Source organism: Photobacterium satsumensis, assembly GCF_050336935.1.
GTDB classification, from domain to species: Bacteria; Pseudomonadota; Gammaproteobacteria; order Enterobacterales; family Vibrionaceae; genus Photobacterium; species Photobacterium satsumensis.
Window position 1 is genome coordinate 223,279 of sequence record NZ_JAKJSK010000008.1, and the last position, 20,246, is coordinate 243,524.

A 20,246-nucleotide genomic window follows, 5' to 3' on the forward strand; every position below is an offset into this window, starting at 1 on the left:
ACAGTTGGATGATACGTGTTGCCATATAGCACCCCTGAATTCCAGCCGTGAGGTTGCATTTAAGATCAGACTTGGGGTCCGGCACCACCAGTAAAGACACGTAACTAAGTGCACTAGCACATGAAAAAAAACGAGTACAATATAATGAAAAGAATGTTGATTAACGCAACTCAGAAGGAAGAGTTGCGCGTCGCATTAGTTGATGGGCAGAAGCTGTTTGATCTTGATATCGAAAGCCCTGGCCACGAATCTAAAAAAGCAAATATCTACAAAGGACGCATCACACGCATCGAACCAAGTCTGGAAGCAGCGTTCGTTGACTATGGTGCTGAACGCCACGGTTTCCTCCCTCTTAAAGAAATCGCCCGTGACTATTTCCCTTCTGACTACTCTTACCAAGGCCGCCCGAACATTAAGGAAGTGCTGAAAGAAGGTCAGGAAGTTATTGTCCAGGTTGATAAAGAAGAGCGAGGCAACAAAGGCGCCGCCCTTACAACCTTCATCTCTCTAGCAGGTAGCTACCTGGTACTGATGCCGAACAACCCACGAGCTGGCGGTATTTCCCGTCGTATTGAGGGTGAAGAACGTACACAGCTAAAAGCGGCACTTAGCACGCTGGAATTGCCTCAGGGCATGGGCCTGATTGTACGTACTGCCGGAGTTGGTAAATCAGCTGAAGATCTGGAATACGATCTTAACTACCTACTTAGCCACTGGGAGCGTGTAAAAGACGCTGCTGACTCGGCGGCTGCGCCTTTCCTTATCCACCAGGAAAGTAACGTTATCGCCCGAGCTATCCGTGACTACCTTCGCCGTGACATCGGTGAAATCGTTATCGACAGCAAAAAAATCTTTGACCGTGCCCGCGATCATATCCAACAGGTTCGTCCAGACTTCCTGTCACGGGTAAAACTATACGAAAACAGCGAAACACCGCTGTTCAACCACTACCAGATCGAAAACCAGATTGAATCAGCGTTCCAGCGCGAAGTTCGTCTGCCTTCTGGTGGCTCTATTGTTATCGACCCGACTGAAGCACTGACGTCGATTGATATCAACTCTGCCCGTGCAACCAAGGGTGGTGATATCGAAGAAACAGCGCTACAGACCAACCTTGAAGCCGCTGACGAGATCGCACGCCAGCTTCGTCTACGTGACCTTGGCGGCCTAGTGGTTATCGATTTCATCGATATGACGCCAGTACGTCACCAGCGTGAAGTAGAAAACCGACTACGTGAAGCCGTTCGTATGGACCGTGCCCGCGTTCAAATCGGTCGTATATCTCGCTTTGGTCTATTGGAAATGTCGCGACAGCGCCTAAGCCCATCGCTAGCTGAAGCCAGCCACCATGTGTGTCCTCGCTGTACCGGTACCGGTGTCATTCGTGACAGCGAATCGCTATCACTTTCAATCCTTCGTCTTATTGAAGAAGAAGCACTGAAAGACAATACCTCGCAGGTGCTGGCAATAGTGCCAGTGGCGATTGCCTCTTACCTGCTTAACGAGAAGCGCCGTTCTGTACAGTACATTGAGAAATCACACAATGTACGCGCAATCATCGTGCCAAACGCCAGCATGGAAACACCTCATTTCGAAGTGGTCCGTGTCCGTTCTGGTGATGAGCACGATTCACTGTCTTACAATCTGCCAAGCGCTCTGGAAGCACTGCGTGAAGCTGAAGCAGCTGAGTCTTCTGCACCACAAGAGCGTGTAACGAAGAAACGTGAAGAGCCTGTTCTACAGGGCTTCAGTGCGCCTACGCAAACGCCTACTACTCCGAAAGCTAAGCCTCAGCCAGCCAAGAAAGCGGCTGCACCGGCTCAAGCTGTCGAAGAAAAGCCAGGTTTCTTCAGCCGTATCTTCTCTGCGATTGCGAACTTCTTCTCAGGTCCTGAGCAGGAAGAGCAACCAAAAGAGAAGAAGGAAGCCAACAAGCGTAACCGTCGTGACCGCAAGGACAACCGTCGTAGCCAAGACAACCGTCGCGGTGAACGTCAGGAAGGCCGCCGTGGAGATCGCCAGCAAGACAACCGTCGTGGTGGCAAAGATAATCGCCGTGGTCGTCAGGAGCGCCCTGAGCGTCAGGATCGCCAAGAGACTGACAGCAACAAGAAGCAGCAGCAGGTAGCTGAACAGCGTGAACAGCGCCAAGCTCGTCGTCGCAATGAAAAAGCGAAAGACAAGCCAGAGCAAAGCGATGAGAAGCCAACCCAGCAGCAACGTAAAGACAAAGATCAGAAACGTCAGCGTCGTGACCGTGATGATGCCCAAGCTCAAAAACCTCGTCGCGAGCGCGATCAGGAGCCAAAAGCTAAAGCAGACAAGCCGGTTGTTGAAGAGCAGCGTCAGGAGCAGGAAAAAACGGCCAAGGTGAAACAACGTCGCCAGCGTCGTGAAATGCGTAAAACAGTACGTATTACTGATAATGCAGAAGTGAAAGCGGTTGAAACTACCCAGCCAGCTGTAGCAGAAGCACCTGTTGCCAAGTCTGAACTACAAGAACTTGGCACTGCGATGGCTCAGGAAGCAAAAGCTGTTACGGATAATGTTGAAGAGAAAAACGGTGAGCAAGAAGGCCAACGCCGCAACCGTCGCTCTCCGCGCCATCTTCGTGCAAGCGGCCAGCGCCGTCGTCGTATCCGTGATACTCGCCCAGAAAAGGGTGAAGAAATGGAACAGATGGTGACAGAGGCTGTTGGTCACGCCGTTGTAGAAGCAACAGATACACTTAACGATATCGAAAATGTTGTTTCTATCGTCGAGAAGCCTAAAGCCGTTGTCCGCCTGAAAAGCGGTGTCGCATCGCCTGAAATGGCAATGGGTAAAGTATGGCCTTCTGCAAGCAAGCCAGCCGTTGCCTCACTTGACGCGCCATCAGCAGACGTTGTTGAAGAAACTGAAACGGAAGCACCAGCTGTTGTTGCTGAGCAAACAACCGCTGAAACGACTCCAGTATTGGGTGGTGTTGCAATGCCAGAGCTAGCAATGGGCAAAGCCTTCCCGCTACGCGCTGATGTTGCAGAGGAAACAACTGAGCAAGCGCCTGTTGTTGAAGCGCCAGTTGTTGAAACAGTTGCTGAAGTTGAAGAGACAGTTGTTGAAACGCCTGTTACTGAAGAGCCTAAAGCTGAAGCATCTGTTGCTGCTGAACCTGCTGAGCCACAATCTGCAGAATCAGACGTAGCCGCGGCGATTGCTGCTGCTCAAGCCGCAATGCTGGGTATGCAGACTCAACAACCAGCTGAAGTTGAAGCGACTGAAGCAGCACCCGCTGTTGAGGTTACTAAGCCTGAAGCACCAGTGGAAGAGACTGAAACCAAAGCGCCAGAAACTGTTGCAACTCGCGCGGAAACGGTTGTTTCTAACGTTGAAGCTACAGCTCAGGTTTGTGCAACGTCTCCGAAAGGACTGCATGCAACAGCTGCGATGGCTAAAGCGCCAGCTCCTCTAGAAGCCGCTGAGCCGACTGTGGTTGCTATTGCACCACTTCGCGACGCACGCTTTGCTGCTCGCCAAGCCGGTAGCCAAACGGCAACCAGCCACGCGACAGCAGGGGCAAAATCAACGATGCCAACCGCTGAGTAAGTTAACGCTTGCAATCTGACAAAAAAGCCATGCATAATTGCATGGCTTTTTTTTGCCTTCCATTCAGCCCTTGAGGCCGCATTCCTTTGCAACTGCTTCTGTTTTTCACTAATAACATCACTGACATCAAACTTTCTTACACTAAGTAACAAGCGCGATGAATAATCCAGCTTGAAAGTTGAACTGAATCACAGATTTCTGTAGGATCCGCGACTTTGTAGCGCCTTAGTCGCCTAGCGGCTCCAATCAACCACCATAGTCAGAACAAACCTATAAGCATGTTTGAATTCCCACAATTTTCGAGACAATCCGTCAAGAATGACGTTCTTTCGGGGCTAACTGTTGCCCTTGCCCTAATACCTGAAGCGGTTGCCTTTGCCTTCGTAGCAGGTGTTGACCCAATGGTTGGCTTGTACGCAGCCTTCATCGTCGGTTTGGTCACTGCCGTGCTTGGAGGGCGTCCGGGAATGATTTCTGGTGCTACCGGCGCAATGGCTGTTGTTATGGTCAGCTTAGTTGCCGAACACGGCATACAATACCTATTTGCCGCTGTCATGCTTGCCGGTGTCTTGCAGATCCTTGCCGGTGTATTCAAGCTCGGTAAGTTTATTCGCATGGTACCGCACCCGGTAATGATTGGTTTTGTTAACGGCTTGGCTATCGTTATCTTCCTGGCGCAACTAGGCCAGTTCAAGGTGCCAGATGCATCAGGTGCCCTACAGTGGATGCAAGGTGCTCAGCTCTACATCATGCTGGGCCTTGTTGCTCTAACCATGTTCATTATCCACTTCCTGCCGAAGCTGACCAAAGCGGTACCATCTTCGCTAGTAGCGATTATCACGGTAACAGTACTGGTGCACGGTCTTGGCCTCGATACCCGTACGGTAATTGATTTCGTTCGCACCATGAGCGGTGATGTCAATGCGACGCTAGCAGGCTCGCTACCAACGTTCGCGATTCCTGAAGTGGGTTTCAACATGGAGACCCTGCGTATCATCCTGCCATACTCTTTGATCCTGGCAGCGGTTGGCCTGATTGAATCGCTACTGACGCTGACTGTTATTGATGAAATGACGGGTACCCGTGGTCAAGGTAACCGCGAATGTGTGGGCCAAGGTGTGGCAAACGTCACCTGTTCGGTATTCGGCGCTATGGGTGGCTGTGCGATGATCGGCCAATCAATGATTAACATCAATTCCGGTGGCCGTGGGCGCCTATCAGGCATCACCGGTGCTGTCGGCCTGCTGCTGTTCATCCTGTTCGGCTCGTCACTGATTGAAGTCATTCCGCTAGCAGCACTGGTTGGTGTGATGTTCATGGTCGTGATCGGCACGTTCGAGTGGGCAAGCTTCAAAATGGCGCGCAAAGTACCAAAACACGATTTCTTTGCCATCATTCTGGTTACCGGTGTCACGGTTGCATTCGACCTTGCCCTGGCGGTTATCGTCGGCGTGATTTACTCTGCGCTAGTCTTTGCCTGGAAACATGCCAAGCATATCTATGCCTCCAGTTACCTCGATGACAACGGCTCAAAAGTCTACGCGCTTGACGGCCCGCTATTCTTCGGCTCGGTGGCAAACTTCCTGGAACTGTTTGATGCCAAGAACGATCCAGCGGATGTGATCATTGATTTTGCCAAGTCACGAGTCGCTGACCACTCTGCGATCGAAGCCATTGATACCATCGCTGAACGTTACGCGACCCAAGGCAAGACCCTACACATCCGCCACTTGAGCCCTGAGTGCCGCTCTCTGCTTAAGAAAGCCGGTAATCTGGTTGAAGTTAACATGATGGAAGACCCGACCTACAAAGTCGCGACCGATACCCTAGGTTAATCTGCTGCATTAACCACACGCTCAATGAGCATTAGAACAAAAACGCCCGCAGTTATTCTATATAAATAGCTGCGGGCGTTTTTTGTAGGAAAAATAACGGCATTTATAGCCTATCAAGCAATCCTTCAGAGGCTTCCTCGACCAAATCGAGTACATAGTCAAAACCACGTTTACCGCCATAATAAGGATCTGGGATCTCCTCAACATCTGGACGACCATACTCAAGAAACAGTGCCAGTTTACGATGCAAATGAGTCGGGCAAGCACGTTTCAAATCGCGTAAATTGTCGTTATCTGCCGCCAGGATCAGATCAAAGGCTTCGAAATCCCCTTCGGTAACCTGCCTGGCAAGGATCCTATCAAAACTATACCCGCGTGCCTCGCCGGCAGCCCGGGCGCGGTGATCAGGCTGTTCGCCTTGATGAAAACCAATCGTGCCAGCAGAATCGACCTCAATATCCAGCCCACGTTCGGCCACCTTGGCACGCAGAACCGCCTCTGCCGTTGGTGAACGGCAGATATTACCCATGCATACCACTAAAATCCGCTGTGCCATTGTTACTCCTTAATTACGGCGTGTATCACTAAAAGCTATCTTGATTCTCCTTGGCAGTATAAGCGGTCAACCGGATAAAATAGACAATATCTTGGGTAAACCGGTCAACTGTTTCCTGAATTTGCTCGAAGCGTAACATTTCGCTGTCGTTTTCCAGGACATCTTTTGCTAACAACACACTCACCCGCTCAGCCAAAATATCATCGCTCTGGCTATCAACCAGCTGAGACTCCACCAGCAACCGAACATTGCGGTCTCGGGTACCTAGCAATGCCTTGGCCCCCCCAATCAACGCACCATAGGGTAAGACTTCCGTTATTTTCAAGTCTTCCATATCGGTGCTGGCACGGCTGATTTCAACTTTCAACGTCGCGGTCTTCGGTCCAGGTACCTCAACCACAGGTACACCGATAGCCAACTCTTCTTCTAATCGTTGCTGTAGCCTTTCCGATACCCGTCCAAGTACTGCCGGTGGGATCTGGTGTACCGCTTGCGTTCGTTGATGCAAACCCACCGGCTCAACCATTATCTGCTGATAATCAGACAGCGCTAATTGTGGCGATACCCACTGCAAGCCATTGGCATCTTCGATATAGTTCACCTCTTCCATAGTACGGCTACTTGCCGCTTTCGAGACTGCCCTTTCTTCCTCAGTCGGCAAACGACTTGAACATCCCGCCGTGATCAGGCAACACAATATTACTAACCAACGCAAACCGTTTTTCCTTTCCCCTCAAAACCAATAAACAGTATGATATGCGCAATAGTAGTTCTATTCCAGTTTTGCATAACAATTAATCGCATTTTTTACCGCCAATCGACAACGGAATACCTTCAACTGGAATATCATCACAGGTTGCAGTAACGTAAAGCTTTCAAATTCTTACAGCAAGGCTGCCCTCAATGAAGCTCCATTATCAGGCACTCAAACAGCAGGTGCAGATTTTTCTGATTGCACTCGCTTTCTTTACCCGTATTCCTGTCCCTGCTGATACGCCCTATTCCCCCGAGCTGCTGAACAAGGCTAACCGCTATTTTGCCTTGGTCGGACTGGTTGTCGGTTTGGCAAGCGCTGCAATTTTCTGGCTGGCACAGCTAGTGTTACCGGCTTCTGTCTCTGTGATCATCGCCATGGCGGCCAGTCTGCTGCTGACCGGTGCTTTCCATGAAGATGGCTTAGCCGATGTGTTTGATGGTTTTGGTGGCGGATGGCAACCTGAACAAAAACTCGAGATCATGAAAGATTCCCGACTAGGGACCTATGGCGCCGCGGCACTGTTTGTTGTACTTGCAATCAAATGGTCCAGCCTAACCGCCTTGGCTGAGATATCGCCGTCATTGACCGCATTGGCACTTTTCAGCCTTCACGGCTTGAGCCGTGCTGCCGCTGCCAGCCTCATATTCAGCTACCCATACGTTCGGCTCGATGAGCAAAGCAAAGTCAAACCACTGGCCAATCAGCAAAGCCAACAAGATTTGTGGGTTTTAATTATCACCAGTTTCTTTATATTACTGTTATTACCACTGCCAATGGCACTTTTGCTCACTACTGCCCTGCTACTGGTTCGCTATGCCTGTGGCCGCTGGTTTACCCACCAGCTGGGTGGCTATACTGGAGATTGTCTTGGCGCATGCCAGCAGCTTGCTGAAGTAACAGGTTATCTGATCATATTGGCAATGGTAGCCCAACAATAATAAGGATCATCATGGTAGATCAAACCCAGAAAGACAGTCGCTATAAAGCACGTCAGCAAAAAGTAAAAGCAGAAATTGATGCGCGTGTCGCTTCAGCGCAAGAAGAGAAAGGGCTTTTCCTGATCATTACCGGCAATGGCAAGGGAAAATCCACATCAGGGTTTGGCACCATTGCCCGCGCAGTTGGCCACGGTCAGAAATGTGGTGTCGGCCAGTTTATCAAAGGTACCTGGGATTGCGGCGAGCGTGCGCTACTCGAGCAGCACGGCGTCGATTTTTCCGTTATGGCCACCGGCTTCACCTGGGAAACCCAAAATAAAGAAGCAGATACGGCAGCAGCCCAGGCCACATGGGCGGAGTGTAAAAAAATGTTGGGAAGTGATAGCTATGATGTCATTCTTCTTGATGAGCTTACCTATATGGTGACCTATGGCTACGTAGATCTCACAGACGTTATTGAGGCCATCAACAACCGTCCCCAAAACCAGTCTGTCATCGTCACTGGCCGTGGTGCACACCGGGAACTTATTGAATTGGCTGATACTGTTTCTGAAGTCCGTAATGTAAAGCATGCCTTTGAAAGCGGCGTCAAAGCCCGTAAAGGTGTAGACTGGTAGGCCCTCAGAAAACAATCCTCATCCTGAGTAGCCACCGAAAAATACGATTGTGGCTACTTTTCAATCTCTTCCTTTGTCACATTTTTTACTTGACCCTTGGCAAGAAAAAGCCAATATTTGGCTCATAACAGGTCTTCTATTCAAGACCGATTACAAGTCTTACAAGGGACACTAATGCCTTCACATTTACCAAAAAAATTCAGTGAGATATTTTTAAAGCTGTTTCATATTCTCGAAGCTATCTTGCTGGTCGGTATTACCTTGGCAACCTTGGCTGCCATGATCAATGAATTCATTGTCATCTATACTAACCGTCAGATCGCGCTGACAGATATTTTACTGATGTTCATTTATCTGGAAGTGCTGGCGATGGTTCAGCAGTTTGTCACCAATGGTAAAATCCCGGTTCGCTACCCGATATACATTGCGATTATGGCCATTGCCCGCTACATCACGCTGGGAATGAAAGAACTCGATGGGGTCTATATTGTTTGGCTATCGGTCGCAGCCTTTATCTTGGCGGCAGCCACACTCATCATCCGAGCCGGTCACCACTACTGGCCCTATGAGGATGCGGAAGAGCCAGGCCAGCGTAATTCGCACGATTAAACGTAAAAAGGGAGTGATGATTCACTCCCTTATTGATCTTGATGTAATTGAGGCTTCTTGGATTTGGCCAACTTATTCTTGTAGTAAGCCTCTGCTTTTTTGACGATTTTTGTGTGCATTTTAGCCCTGAGAGACTCAAAATCTGTTGCCGCCAAAACCCGTTTTAAACTGTTAATTGCTACCTCACAAACTATCTAGATTTCTCAACCACCACAAACGGTTAATCACAACCGTTAACCTTCACCCCGTGAAGATGCTTTTCAGTCAATTATATACTCAAATAATTACTTGGTTGAATATTTTTCATCCGGATTTACATAACTTTATCTACGGAATGGTATGTATAAAAAAGCCAGCAACCGACGTCGCTGGCTTAGATCCCAGTAAATATGCACTGGCCAGGTTAATTTAAACGATCACTTGGGCGATGGTGTAGCCAATGGCACAAGCTGAAACCACCCCGATTAAACCCGGCACCATAAAGCTATGATTAAAATACCATTTGCCAATTTTAGTCGTACCAGTGACATCGAAATTACAGGTCGCAATGTCTGATGGGTAGTTTGGAATAAAGAAATAACCATAGGTAGCAGGCATCAAACCAATCAGCAATGCGGGGTTCAAGCCCATCGCCATACCGACAGGTAACATCATACGCGCTGTTGCTGCCTGACTGTTTACGACGACAGACACAATGAACAATGCCAGTGCAAACGTCCACGGGTAATCCTGAACCATTTCAGTAATGCCGGTTTTGAACGACGGCATTGCATATTGGAAGTACGTATCACTCATCCAGGCGATACCGAAGATAGCAATCGCTGCAACCATACCTGACTTAAATACCACACCTTCAGGGACTTTTTGCACATTGGTACGAGTCACCAGCAAGATCAGGCCACCAAACGCCAGCATCATCATCTGGATAATTACTGACATCGGGATCGGCTTGGCGCCATCACCGATGGTTCGGATTTCAGGTACCATCGCCACCACAACAATGGATACTAGCGCCAAGATAAACAGCAACACTGCATGCTTAGCTGACGCCGGCAGTTTCTCATCCAGCGACGTCGCTGTAGTGTGAAGAATCTTGTCTTTCCACAGCGGATCACGCAGACGGCGCTGGTATTCAAGATCTTCAGATAAGTCTGCACCGCGGCGCAAACTATACAATGACAACAAGAAGGTACCCAGTAAAGTAGAAGGGACGGTGACCATCAAAATGGTCAGCAAATGGATACTGTCCTGCACACCTGACAGTTGGGCAAGGTAATACACCACAGCCGCAGAAATTGGGCTGGCAGTAATTGCAAGCTGAGACGCCACGGAAGAAGCCGCCATCGGGCGTTCAGGACGGATCCCGTTCTTCAATGCCACATCACCGATAATTGGCATGATGGAATACACCGCATGACCAGTACCCAGCATGAAAGTCATGGTGTAAGTGACTAACGGACCCAGAAAGGTCACTCGCTTTGGGTTGCTGCGTAAGATACGCTCGGCAACTTGCAGCATGTATTTTAGTCCACCGGCCGCTTCCAAAATTGATGCACAGGTAACAACCGCCAGAATAATCAGCATGACCGTGATTGGTGGCGATGTCGGTGGCATCCTGAAAATAAAGACTTCAATCAATAAGCCAAGACCAGATACCACGCCCAGGCCGATGCCACCAAAACGGCTACCAGCATAGAGCACCAGAAGGAGGAATAAAAACTCCAAGTACAGCATATTCGCTATCTCCCTATATCGAAATTCACCCCATCAGGGGGAGTTAATTGAAATTGGGAGCATAATGCCAGTATGAAACCTGTAGCTTATTGATGTTTATCAATTTCTACCCGCTCTTTTCTACGGGTAAATTGAACTGTGAATAGTGGCATATAAACGCTGTACGCTAAGCGAAGGATGGCTACAGAAATCGTACTAGTGACAAACTGGATATTAACCAAACGGCTACATCCCATCACTACAACATAAAAAATGGCTGAAAAGGCAATTACTTATCGTAACTTTAAAATGCCTGATTCAGCCATTGTATCTATACCCAAGTCACTTCGGCATAGTATTTACAGAGCAGCCCTAGCGGCTTGCCAGCGGTACGGACGGCTTTGGGCACTCTGAAATGTGACATAAGTTAGCATCAATATCTTGGTTGCCTAGCAGTCTCAACCACAGGTTCGGGATTTGCGCCAATCTTGCCCCTGGGGTTTCAACCCTGACAGGGGGAATGGTTACCCATTCATGACTATTGTCTGCCAATGCAAACTGGAAAGCTAACTGCTCACCCATTCCCAAGCGCAAGTCCGATGCCACCAATTCCGATTGACGTTGTTCGTACTTTATAAAACCACCGGTAAAGTGTTCAAGCATCTGTTGATGCTGCGAAGCCAACTCGGTCGGCCAAGTACCAAGAGGCTTTTGCAAAAATTCGATTTCAGTATCACCATCAATTACCGAGGACAAGCCCTCGAAGTAATGCTCCTCACCTTGAACAACAATGCGCCAGAGCACGGTGTTAAATGGGGTTGGGGTGATAAACACTGGCTTGCCAGCGAGTTGAGTGCCCACTAGTTGTTGCTCAACCCTGTTTTCAATCATATTCATCGCAGTCAATGACCATACGATATACAAAGAGGATACGGCCAATCCTGCCGTGCATAATTTTGCCATACGGTCACGCCACAACAGGCTCGCCAGCAAGACCACCAGCAACGGAATCGTGTACAACGGGTCGATTATAAACAGGCTTGGAATGGCTATCGGTTTATTGATCGGCCAAAACAGCTGAGTACCGTATGCCGTCAATGAATCGAGTAACGGGTGGGTGACTAAAGCAGCCGCTACCAGCAGCCACAGGTGGCCAAAATTAAACCGAGTCGGTCGCCATTTTTGCCATAGCCAACTCAGTAAGAATGAAAACGGAATGAGCACAAACAATGAATGGCTAAACCCGCGGTGCTTCACCATATCCGACACCGGATCGCCATAGCTGATTAGCACATCGAGATCCGGCAGTGTGCCCAGAGCCGCACCAGCCAACAAGATCTTCGGGGAACACTTCCTTCCTGCGACAGCACCGGCCACCGCTGCCCCCAATGCTGCTTGTGTTACTGAGTCCACAATCATTCCTTATTCATTTTGTGAGCCGCCACCTTAACAGAGCCATTAGTCGCTACGCAACAAGTTACAAACTTGTTTAAGTTCTTCGTTAATTCTGCAAAAACTAGGTTTTGCTCGCAGATCAGGTGCGCAATTTTCGCTACGGTAAATCAGGCAACACCCATCAACTTTGAAAAATAGGAAGATGCAATGCCAACAAAAGTCTCTGAATACATGACCCGCAAAGTTATCACCGCCTCTCCAGACACTGGACTGAGAGAAGCCTTCTTCTTGATGCGCGATGAAAATATCCGTCATTTACCCATATTGAATAATGAAGGGGAGCTTGTCGGTATCGTGAGCGACAGGGAATTACGCCGTCCGGGTTGGGTTGATGAATCACCAGAGATCGGCCATGAATACCACCTAACCGATGAGTGGCATATCAGTGATGTCATGATCCGGGATGTTGTGCATGTCCGCACCTACGACACGCTAACCAAAGCTATCGGCACGGTATTGGATTTCCAAGTTGGCGCTGCACCTGTGTTGGATAAAACAGGACAACTGGTCGGTATGCTATCGGCCATCGATTTACTGAAAGCCTTCCAAGATGTTCTGCAAAGCCAGAAATCCTCGAAAAAGAAAAAACAGCTAGCATAACGTGAAATATCAAAGCCCTACTTTTTCCGGTAGGGCTCTTTAATAGCCCCCCATCCTGCCCAATAAAGCTTACTCCAATATATCGTCTATCTTTTCATATGGATTCCTTCATTGAGTATAAGGCCATGGCTTTAGCGATAACCAAGTACGAGCAAGTATGGATTGATGGACTAAACAGAGGCGATGTATCGGGCGCTGATGAAGCCTTCGCTGCCAACAGTGTTATTCACATGGCAGGCGCACCAAGTCCCAATCTCACCGTGACAGAGTTCAAAGAGTTGGTCAGTGGATTATTACTGGCCTTTCCTGATTTGCATCTGACCGTTGATGATCAGATTGTATCGGGTGACAAAGTCGCAACGCGCTGGACGGCCACAGGTACACATACCGGCTCTCTTGGTGATGTAAGCCCATCCGCAGAAAAAGTGCAGTTTGAAGGGCTGATTCTAGACCACGTTGTTGATGGCCGGGTTGTAGAACGGTGGGAGCAGTGGGATCAAATGGGCTTGTTACAACAGATAGGGGCGGTCTAACCTTTTGATAAGATGAAATAAGGAGAGCAACCGCTCTCCTTAGATATAACTAAACTAGACAATGCTAAGCTGTCGATTAACCGATTAGTTAAACAACCCTTTCAGCAGCTTGTCCGCCGCCTTCTTGATGTCGTCATCCTTGGCCTTGTCACCCAACAGCTTCTCTAGGCCACGCTCAACTTCACGCTGTGCCTTTTTCTCCAGCTCATTATTCTGCTTGAGCAGCTGAGCTAGGTTGAGCGAGAACGCAGGTTCGCTCCAGTTGCCTTTAACGTCAATCGGCACCGTGAGATCAGCGACCTCGTCAATGTCTTTGCCGCCCTGCCCCTTGCTGGTTGCAACCACAGAGGTATTCACAGCAAAGTCGATGGTTTCATTCACCAAGCTGGTCGAGCCGTTACCATTAATACGAAGCAGTGGTGAGTCGATATCAAGGTTGCTGGTTGAAGCAACACCTTTGCCCAGTTTGATGGTTGCAGTCATCGCCGAGAAATCGGTTTTCTTCTCTTCCTTAACGTATTCGGCTTTCTGGCCTTTAAGCGTCGCGCGAGCTTCCCGGATCATTTCCGGAACATTGACACCATAAATTGCCCCGTCAGCAAAACGGATATCAATCGTACCGGCAATATTTTCACGCATACGCTTCTCGGCCAGTCCAGTGCCCGATACATTCACCGAAATATCACCGCTCCCCGCCAAGGTATCATTTTGTGCTACATCCATCAGCAACGGCTGGATCTGTACACCTTTGATTTGCTTTTTCACTCGGTAAGTAGGCAACTGACCATTAGCATCGATTTTTGCAGTAGCATGCATACTACCTTGATAAAGGTTGGCATCCAGCCCGCTGAGATCAAGTACACCATTTTTTATACTCAGCGCTAGCTTCACATTGCTCATGTGCGCATTGGCGGCTTTGAACTGCTCAATCGCCAGCTTACCTGCCAAATCGAGGGTCTTCAGCACACTGAGATCAGGCTCTTGGTCTGTCGCCTTGCCACCTGCGCTACCGGCACTTTCTGCGCTGCCTGCTTTAGAACTAGTGGCATCGCCACTACCTTGTGAGTCTGTAGACTTCTCTTCAGAGCCAAGGAAGGCATCCAGATCAATCTTGTCCGACGACAAATCAAAGCGGATCACCGGAATGTCAGCCGATTGGAAAGAGGCATTACCATTCAATGCCAGCTCATCAACCGCCGCCTTGAGCCTAGGCAGCTCAGCCAACCCTTTCTCCAGCTGGTATGTTGCATCGGCTTCAAGCGCAATCGCCATTTCAGGACGTGGCAAACTAGCCCCTTTGACATCAGTATTAAGCTTGGCGTCTTTCAGGCTAATGAGCTTAATAGCCTCATCGACCATTAACTTTGTAGAGCCCTGGGTATTAAAACTCAGATCAGGAACTTCACCTTCAATCGCGAATTCAATCGTTGACCAGTCACCCAGCTTGAAGCTATCAAGAGAGATGTTGGCATTACGGATATCATTGACCGCATCTTTGGCACTTGCCTTTAACGAAAGCGCTTTGAGTTCAGCACCATCGAGTTTCTCAGCAATCAACAGCTCTGTTTGCCCTTCAGCACTGAAGCTCAACTCGCCGGCACTGCCCGCGATATCGAACTGGGCTGCCGTCCACTCGCCTGGGGCAAATTGATCCAAAGTGAAATCAAGCCGGTCAACCTCGGTTTGACTGCCCGCTTTATCATCGATGATAAGCGCACTGGCATTACTGATTTCGACCCCAGCCAAGCTGATCTGCCATGCTTGCTGTTCCGCTGTCGGCGCGGGTCCGCTTACTGATGGCTCTGTCGGTGTTTCTGCTGACTCTGCAGTCGACTCGGTTGTTTCCTGACCCGACAAGCCATCAAGGTTACTGACACCATTTTCGAGGGTTTGAATGAAGACCCGCCCGCCCAGCAAGCTGACATTGCCAATTTCTAGCTGTTGGGAAAATAGCGGCATCACCGACACTGACAATTCTGCTTGATCGAACTGGGCGAGATTCGGCTCGGCAAATCCTTGCGGGTTTTTGAATTCTGTCTTGCCGATATCAAACCCAATACTTGGGAAAAAACGCCAGCTAATGTCGCCTTCAATCACGAGGTCTCGTCCGGTCGCTTTTTTTACCTGCTCAGCAATCATTGGTTTGAACTGGTTCGGATCAACCAGTGCCACCAAGGCGGCAATACCGATAACGGCAACCACGACAACCGCTAGCAAAGCCATTATTATTTTTTTCATTACATCCCCATCTTTTCATCCATGCTCATCAAACGAGCCTAGCGCCAAAGTTATCTGATCCCATTGTGGCATATAGCCCAACGACTTCAAGTGATTGAAGTCTATACCCAACCTACAGTCGCTATGTTTTTTTCAGGTAAAAAAATAGGCAGCGTAATGCTGCCTATTAATAATCACGTGTCAGAGCGAAGCGTTAAGCACGTAGCAACTTGGCAATGTGTGCTTTCAGTACGTCGATCGCGATACGGTTCTTACCGCCACGAGGAACAATAATGTCCGCATATTGCTTTGAAGGCTCGATGAACTGCATGAACATCGGGCGTACTGTTTTCTGGTACTGCGCAAGCACAGATTCCATGGTGCGATCACGCTCAGCCACATCGCGCTGTAGGCGGCGCAGCAAGCAGATATCTAGAGGCGTGTCCATGAAGACACTTGCATGCATAATGTCACGCAGGCGTGGGTCAGTCAGCAACAGGATACCCTCTAGGATGATCACCTTCTTAGGTGTCAGCGTAGTGGTTTCAGTCATACGCGTATGTTCGCTGTAGCTGTACTGAGGAACTTCCACCGCTTCACCGCGGATCAACTGCTCAAGGTGGTCACAAAGTAGGTCGTGATCCAAGGCATTTGGGTGGTCGTAGTTGGTCTTTACCCTTTCATCCATGCTTAGGTGGCTTTGATCGTTGTAATAGCAATCTTCCGTAATAACACCGATCTGATGATCGCCTACTTTTTCTTTTAGCTCTTTATAAACTGTGCTGGCAATCAGACTTTTACCGGATGCAGAGGCACCTGCAATACCGATAATAACGCATTGGTGAGAGTGTTCAGACATATCAGAAAGCACCTGTAAAACAACGTGGCGTAGTGGACAAACCGTAATAAACAGACCATTTTCCATCACTCACTGTGTCTGGAAATGGCTTAAATAGGCATAAATAAACCGCATGATTATAGGCAGATGTAAGGGCAGATGCCAGTAAAAAAGCGGCATCTGCCACGTTTGCTCAGAAACTCTGCAGCTTTGATAAAAGCAATGGTTTACATTGTACGAATTGTGATCTGTTCGGCCACAGGCGTACCTTGCCAATACAGACGGCTGGCAACAGAACCGGCCAATTGAATGTATGACTGAGCTTGCTCTGAATCAGGAGACGCTGCCACCGTTGGCTTACCATTATCGATGTCTTCACGGATTTTGATATGCAGAGGCAACTGAGCCAGCAGCGGTACGGCATATTCCTGTGCCATGCGCTCAGCGCCGCCGGTGCCGAAGATCGGCTCGTGATAACCGCAATTGCTGCAGATGTGGTAACTCATGTTCTCGACCACACCCAGCACCGGTACATCGACCTTGTTAAACATGCTGACGCCCTTTATTGCATCAGCCAAAGCCAAGTCTTGCGGGGTTGTTACAACAACCGCACCCGTCACCGGGATTTGCTGGGCCAATGTCAATTGGATATCACCGGTACCCGGTGGCATATCAATCACCAAGTAGTCCAGATCTGGCCACCAGGTCTCGGCGATGATCTGAGACAAGGCTTTCGACGCCATTGGGCCACGCCAGATAGTGGCACTGTCAGCCGGCACTAAATACCCCACTGAATTAGTATATAAGCCACATGATTCAATCGGCATCATCATCTTGCCATCCGGTGACTGCGGCTTCTCGTCCACCGTGCCGAGCATCATCGGAACCGACGGGCCATAGATATCGGCATCCAGTAAACCCACTTTTGCACCTTGGGCCTGAAGCCCCAGAGCAAGGTTAACGGATGTCGTCGATTTACCCACTCCGCCTTTGGCAGAGCTCACCACAATAATGTTCTTTACACCATTAAGCGGTTGCTTGTCACCAGAGGCCAACGGGGCAACACGGCACCCAATGTCAAATTTGATATCGCTGGCAATATGATGGAGCTGTTGCTGGGTGATGATCCACTGCTCTAAAAGTTCAGCCACTTGGCTAGCTGCAAACGGAAGGGTCACCGAAATTTTGCCGTCAGCCGACACCGATACGACGTTCGTCGTCTCGGCCCACTCGTCATGCAACCAAGGGTGTTCAAACTGGTTCAACCAATGGCAAATATCTGCCACGCTTTCAAAACGGGTAATTGAATCACTGCTCATGATCTTTTAGCGCTCCACATTTATTGTTTCTTTACATCCTAACACCGATGCCTATATAGCGCTCCATTTTACGGTGATTTACAGCAGATCCTCCTAGGCAAGGTGCTATCCATCAGGTACTATTTACAGCTACGTTTTTATTACCCATCATGAGCGAAATAAGACATTATGGCTGCAAATCCAAGAAAAATTCTGGTGACCTGCGCCCTACCGTACGCTAACGGTTCTATCCACTTGGGCCACATGCTTGAGCATGTGCAAGCGGATATTTGGGTGCGCTATCAGCGCCTTCGCGGCAACGAAGTTCATTTCATCTGTGCAGACGATGCACACGGTACTCCAATCATGCTTAAGGCCCAGCAGATGGGTATGGATCCTGAGCAGATGATTGCCGAAGTGAGCAAAGAACACCAGGCTGACTTTGCTGGCTTCGATATCAGCTTCGACAACTACCACAGCACGCACTCTGAAGAGAACCGTGAGCTGGCGTCGTTTGTCTACACCCAGCTGAAAGACAATGGCTACATCACCAATCGTACTATTTCTCAGTTGTTTGACCCTGAGAAAGAGATGTTCCTACCGGATCGTTTCGTAAAAGGTACTTGTCCTAAGTGTAAGTCTGACGATCAGTACGGCGACAACTGTGACAACTGTGGTGAAACCTACAGCCCAACAGAGTTGATCAACCCGAAATCTGCTGTTTCTGGTGCCACACCAGTGATGAAAGATTCTGAGCACTTCTTCTTCGACCTACCTCAGTTCGAAGACATGCTGAAAGCGTGGACTAAGTCTGGTGCCCTTCAGGATGAAACGGCCAACAAGATGCAGGAATGGTTCGAGTCTGGCCTACAGCAGTGGGACATCTCACGTGACGCGCCTTACTTCGGCTTTGAGATCCCTGGCGAGACTGGCAAATACTTCTACGTATGGCTAGACGCACCTATCGGCTACATGGGCTCATTCAAGAACCTGTGTGACAAGCGTGACGACCTAGACTTCGACGAGTTCTGGAATAAAGACAGCTCAACGGAGCTTTACCACTTCATCGGTAAAGACATTGTTTACTTCCACAGCCTATTCTGGCCAGCCATGCTGGAAGGTGCGGGTTTCCGTAAGCCTGACAACGTATTCGTACACGGCTACGTAACAGTGAACGGTGCCAAGATGTCGAAGTCTAAAGGTACCTTCATCAAAGCGGGTACTTACCTAGAACACCTAGACCCAGAGTGCCTACGCTACTACTACGCAGCGAAGCTAAACAGCCGTATCGACGATCTGGACCTTAACCTTGAAGACTTCACCCAACGTGTTAACAGCGACGTGGTGAACAAGATTGTTAACCTAGCATCACGTAACGCAGGTTTCATCGCCAAGCGTTTCGACGGCAAGCTGTCTGACAACTTCGCTGAGCCTGAGCTATACGCAGAGTTTGTTGCCGCAGCAGATCGTATCGCTGAGCTATACGAAACCCGAGAGTTTAGCCGTGCTATCCGTGAAATCACTGCGCTGGCTGACAAAGCCAACCAGTACGTTGACGAGAAAGCACCTTGGGTTGTTGCCAAGCAAGAAGGTAAAGATCAGGAACTGCAGGAGATCTGCTCTGTCGGTATCAACCTATTCCGTGTTCTGATGGCTTACCTGAAACCCGTTATGCCTCAGCTTGCTGAGCGTACAGAAGGCTTCCTGAACGAAACCCTGACTTGGGAAGGTATTGCCCAGCCACTGACTGGCCACGAAGTGACTAAGTTCAAGGCACTGTTCAACCGCATCGATGCGAAGAAAGTCGAAGCTATGGTTGAAGCTTCAAAAGAAGATGCGGCCGCTGAAATGGCAGCAAAAGAGAAAGCAGAAGCGGCTAAAACCGAAACTGAACTCAGCAAAGAGCCAATTGCAGACGAAATCGAATTCGATGACTTTGCCAAAGTGGACCTGCGTATTGCTAAGATCGTTTCTTGCGAAGCGGTGCCTAAGGCCAACAAGCTGTTGAAGCTTGAGCTGGACCTAGGCGGCGAGACTCGCCAAGTCTTTGCCGGTATCAAGTCGGCTTACAGCCCTGAAGACCTAATCGGCAAGCACACCGTCATGGTTGCTAACCTGAAGCCGCGCAAGATGAAGTTCGGCATGTCTGAAGGTATGGTACTGGCTGCAGGCCCAGGTGGTCAGGATCTATGGATCCTTGAGCCACACGAAGGTGCACAGCCAGGCATGCGTGTAATGTAAGACGCCGGTCTTAAAAGATACAACAAACAAAACCAGCTCAACCGAGCTGGTTTTTTTATCTCTGAAATATGACTATGTCAGTTTTTCGAACTAACAATAGTGTTGAGGATCCCTATACTCTCTCTGGCTCTTGAGATCATACCGAGCTTTTAGAACCCCCTCCCCAAGTCAACTAGCCCTAGCCCCTACCCAATCGTTCAAAAAACAGACATCGCACCTTTAATACCCACGCCAATCTCATTAACTTTTTTTACATGTGTTAAAAGACGCGAGATTGGCGATATCTTATTTTTCAGTTTTGAAAACTGCTAGCTAGATCGCAAAAAGAAAAAGCAATTGTTGGCGATCATTTTCATAGTGACATTAACAAATCAAATATATCCAATATTAATCATCAGCTTATAAACCAACCTCTCAAAATCCCCCCTCTTCCCCCCCTCACCAATACCCATGA

15 protein-coding genes are annotated in these 20,246 nt (G+C 49.0%); 8 read left to right on the top strand and 7 right to left on the bottom strand.

What is annotated here, in order from left to right; genetic code table 11:
- Positions 1 to 153 precede the first annotated feature (153 nt).
- Positions 154 to 3,585, top strand: a complete 3,432-nt coding sequence (rne, locus tag L4D79_RS17230; RefSeq protein ID WP_428653069.1) for a ribonuclease E — start codon at positions 154 to 156, stop codon at positions 3,583 to 3,585.
- A 278-nt stretch (positions 3,586 to 3,863) separates the two neighbouring features.
- Positions 3,864 to 5,420 carry a SulP family inorganic anion transporter gene (locus L4D79_RS17235; protein ID WP_428652802.1) on the top strand — a complete coding sequence of 519 codons (1,557 nt, stop codon included), beginning with the start codon at positions 3,864 to 3,866 and terminating at the stop codon, positions 5,418 to 5,420.
- Positions 5,421 to 5,523: 103 nt separating this feature from the next.
- Here the strand turns inward: L4D79_RS17235 and L4D79_RS17240 are convergent, their stop codons facing one another.
- Both L4D79_RS17240 and L4D79_RS17245 read right to left on the bottom strand, forming a co-directional pair.
- Positions 5,524 to 5,976 (bottom strand): low molecular weight protein-tyrosine-phosphatase, encoded by a 453-nt coding sequence (locus L4D79_RS17240; RefSeq protein ID WP_428652803.1) that lies wholly within the window; start codon positions 5,974 to 5,976, stop codon positions 5,524 to 5,526.
- Positions 5,977 to 6,004: 28 nt separating this feature from the next.
- Positions 6,005 to 6,691, bottom strand: a complete 687-nt coding sequence (locus L4D79_RS17245; protein WP_428652804.1) for a DUF3313 domain-containing protein — start codon at positions 6,689 to 6,691, stop codon at positions 6,005 to 6,007.
- A gap of 188 nt (positions 6,692 to 6,879) precedes the next feature.
- Here L4D79_RS17245 and L4D79_RS17250 point away from each other — a divergent pair, with 188 nt between their 5' ends.
- The 3 genes from L4D79_RS17250 (at position 6,880) to L4D79_RS17260 (ending at position 8,897) form a co-directional block, all read left to right on the top strand.
- Entirely contained in the window at positions 6,880 to 7,671 is a 792-nt protein-coding gene (locus tag L4D79_RS17250) for an adenosylcobinamide-GDP ribazoletransferase (RefSeq protein ID WP_428652805.1), read from the top strand.
- An 11-nt stretch (positions 7,672 to 7,682) separates the two neighbouring features.
- Positions 7,683 to 8,288, top strand: a complete 606-nt coding sequence (gene cobO, locus L4D79_RS17255; RefSeq protein WP_428652806.1) for a cob(I)yrinic acid a,c-diamide adenosyltransferase — start codon at positions 7,683 to 7,685, stop codon at positions 8,286 to 8,288.
- Between the two features lie 174 nt (positions 8,289 to 8,462).
- The gene (locus L4D79_RS17260; protein WP_428652807.1) at positions 8,463 to 8,897 is read left to right on the top strand and encodes a phosphate-starvation-inducible protein PsiE; all 435 of its coding nucleotides are present in this window, start codon (positions 8,463 to 8,465) and stop codon (positions 8,895 to 8,897) included.
- A 408-nt stretch (positions 8,898 to 9,305) separates the two neighbouring features.
- Here L4D79_RS17260 and L4D79_RS17265 read toward each other — a convergent pair whose 3' ends face one another.
- Together L4D79_RS17265 and L4D79_RS17270 are read right to left on the bottom strand one after the other, a co-directional pair.
- A complete protein-coding gene (locus L4D79_RS17265) occupies positions 9,306 to 10,631 on the bottom strand; it encodes an anaerobic C4-dicarboxylate transporter (RefSeq protein WP_428652808.1) in 1,326 nt (441 codons plus the stop codon).
- 351 nt (positions 10,632 to 10,982) lie between these two features.
- Positions 10,983 to 12,023 (bottom strand): metal-dependent hydrolase, encoded by a 1,041-nt coding sequence (locus tag L4D79_RS17270; protein WP_428652809.1) that lies wholly within the window; start codon positions 12,021 to 12,023, stop codon positions 10,983 to 10,985.
- Positions 12,024 to 12,212: 189 nt separating this feature from the next.
- Here L4D79_RS17270 and L4D79_RS17275 point away from each other — a divergent pair, with 189 nt between their 5' ends.
- Positions 12,213 to 12,665, top strand: a complete 453-nt coding sequence (locus L4D79_RS17275) for a CBS domain-containing protein (RefSeq protein WP_428652810.1) — start codon at positions 12,213 to 12,215, stop codon at positions 12,663 to 12,665.
- A 125-nt stretch (positions 12,666 to 12,790) separates the two neighbouring features.
- Positions 12,791 to 13,198 (top strand): ester cyclase, encoded by a 408-nt coding sequence (locus L4D79_RS17280; protein WP_428652811.1) that lies wholly within the window; start codon positions 12,791 to 12,793, stop codon positions 13,196 to 13,198.
- Between the two features lie 84 nt (positions 13,199 to 13,282).
- On the opposite strand, the gene L4D79_RS17285 is transcribed toward L4D79_RS17280, so the two are convergent.
- From L4D79_RS17285 to apbC, 3 genes are all read right to left on the bottom strand, one after another.
- On the bottom strand, positions 13,283 to 15,436 hold the full coding sequence (locus L4D79_RS17285) for an AsmA family protein (protein ID WP_428652812.1): 2,154 nt from the start codon (positions 15,434 to 15,436) through the stop codon (positions 13,283 to 13,285).
- Positions 15,437 to 15,629: 193 nt separating this feature from the next.
- Positions 15,630 to 16,274, bottom strand: coding sequence for a uridine kinase (gene udk / locus L4D79_RS17290; protein WP_428652813.1), 645 nt, complete (start codon positions 16,272 to 16,274; stop codon positions 15,630 to 15,632).
- A 206-nt stretch (positions 16,275 to 16,480) separates the two neighbouring features.
- A complete protein-coding gene (gene apbC, locus L4D79_RS17295; RefSeq protein ID WP_428652814.1) occupies positions 16,481 to 17,572 on the bottom strand; it encodes an iron-sulfur cluster carrier protein ApbC in 1,092 nt (363 codons plus the stop codon).
- 168 nt (positions 17,573 to 17,740) lie between these two features.
- On the opposite strand from apbC, the gene metG reads away from it, so the two are divergent.
- Positions 17,741 to 19,792: a methionine--tRNA ligase gene (metG, locus tag L4D79_RS17300; RefSeq protein WP_428652815.1), complete on the top strand. Its 2,052-nt coding sequence runs from the start codon at positions 17,741 to 17,743 to the stop codon at positions 19,790 to 19,792.
- The last annotated feature ends 454 nt before the right edge of the window (positions 19,793 to 20,246 follow it).

Coding starts and splice junctions, on each gene's coding strand:
- rne (WP_428653069.1), top strand. CDS start 154: ATGTTGATTAACGCAACTCAGAAGGAAGAGTTGCGCGTCGCATTAGTT.
- L4D79_RS17235 (WP_428652802.1), top strand. CDS start 3,864: ATGTTTGAATTCCCACAATTTTCGAGACAATCCGTCAAGAATGACGTT.
- L4D79_RS17240 (WP_428652803.1), bottom strand. CDS start 5,976: ATGGCACAGCGGATTTTAGTGGTATGCATGGGTAATATCTGCCGTTCA.
- L4D79_RS17250 (WP_428652805.1), top strand. CDS start 6,880: ATGAAGCTCCATTATCAGGCACTCAAACAGCAGGTGCAGATTTTTCTG.
- cobO (WP_428652806.1), top strand. CDS start 7,683: ATGGTAGATCAAACCCAGAAAGACAGTCGCTATAAAGCACGTCAGCAA.
- L4D79_RS17260 (WP_428652807.1), top strand. CDS start 8,463: ATGCCTTCACATTTACCAAAAAAATTCAGTGAGATATTTTTAAAGCTG.
- L4D79_RS17265 (WP_428652808.1), bottom strand. CDS start 10,631: ATGCTGTACTTGGAGTTTTTATTCCTCCTTCTGGTGCTCTATGCTGGT.
- L4D79_RS17275 (WP_428652810.1), top strand. CDS start 12,213: ATGCCAACAAAAGTCTCTGAATACATGACCCGCAAAGTTATCACCGCC.
- L4D79_RS17280 (WP_428652811.1), top strand. CDS start 12,791: ATGGCTTTAGCGATAACCAAGTACGAGCAAGTATGGATTGATGGACTA.
- L4D79_RS17285 (WP_428652812.1), bottom strand. CDS start 15,436: ATGAAAAAAATAATAATGGCTTTGCTAGCGGTTGTCGTGGTTGCCGTT.
- udk (WP_428652813.1), bottom strand. CDS start 16,274: ATGTCTGAACACTCTCACCAATGCGTTATTATCGGTATTGCAGGTGCC.
- apbC (WP_428652814.1), bottom strand. CDS start 17,572: ATGAGCAGTGATTCAATTACCCGTTTTGAAAGCGTGGCAGATATTTGC.
- metG (WP_428652815.1), top strand. CDS start 17,741: ATGGCTGCAAATCCAAGAAAAATTCTGGTGACCTGCGCCCTACCGTAC.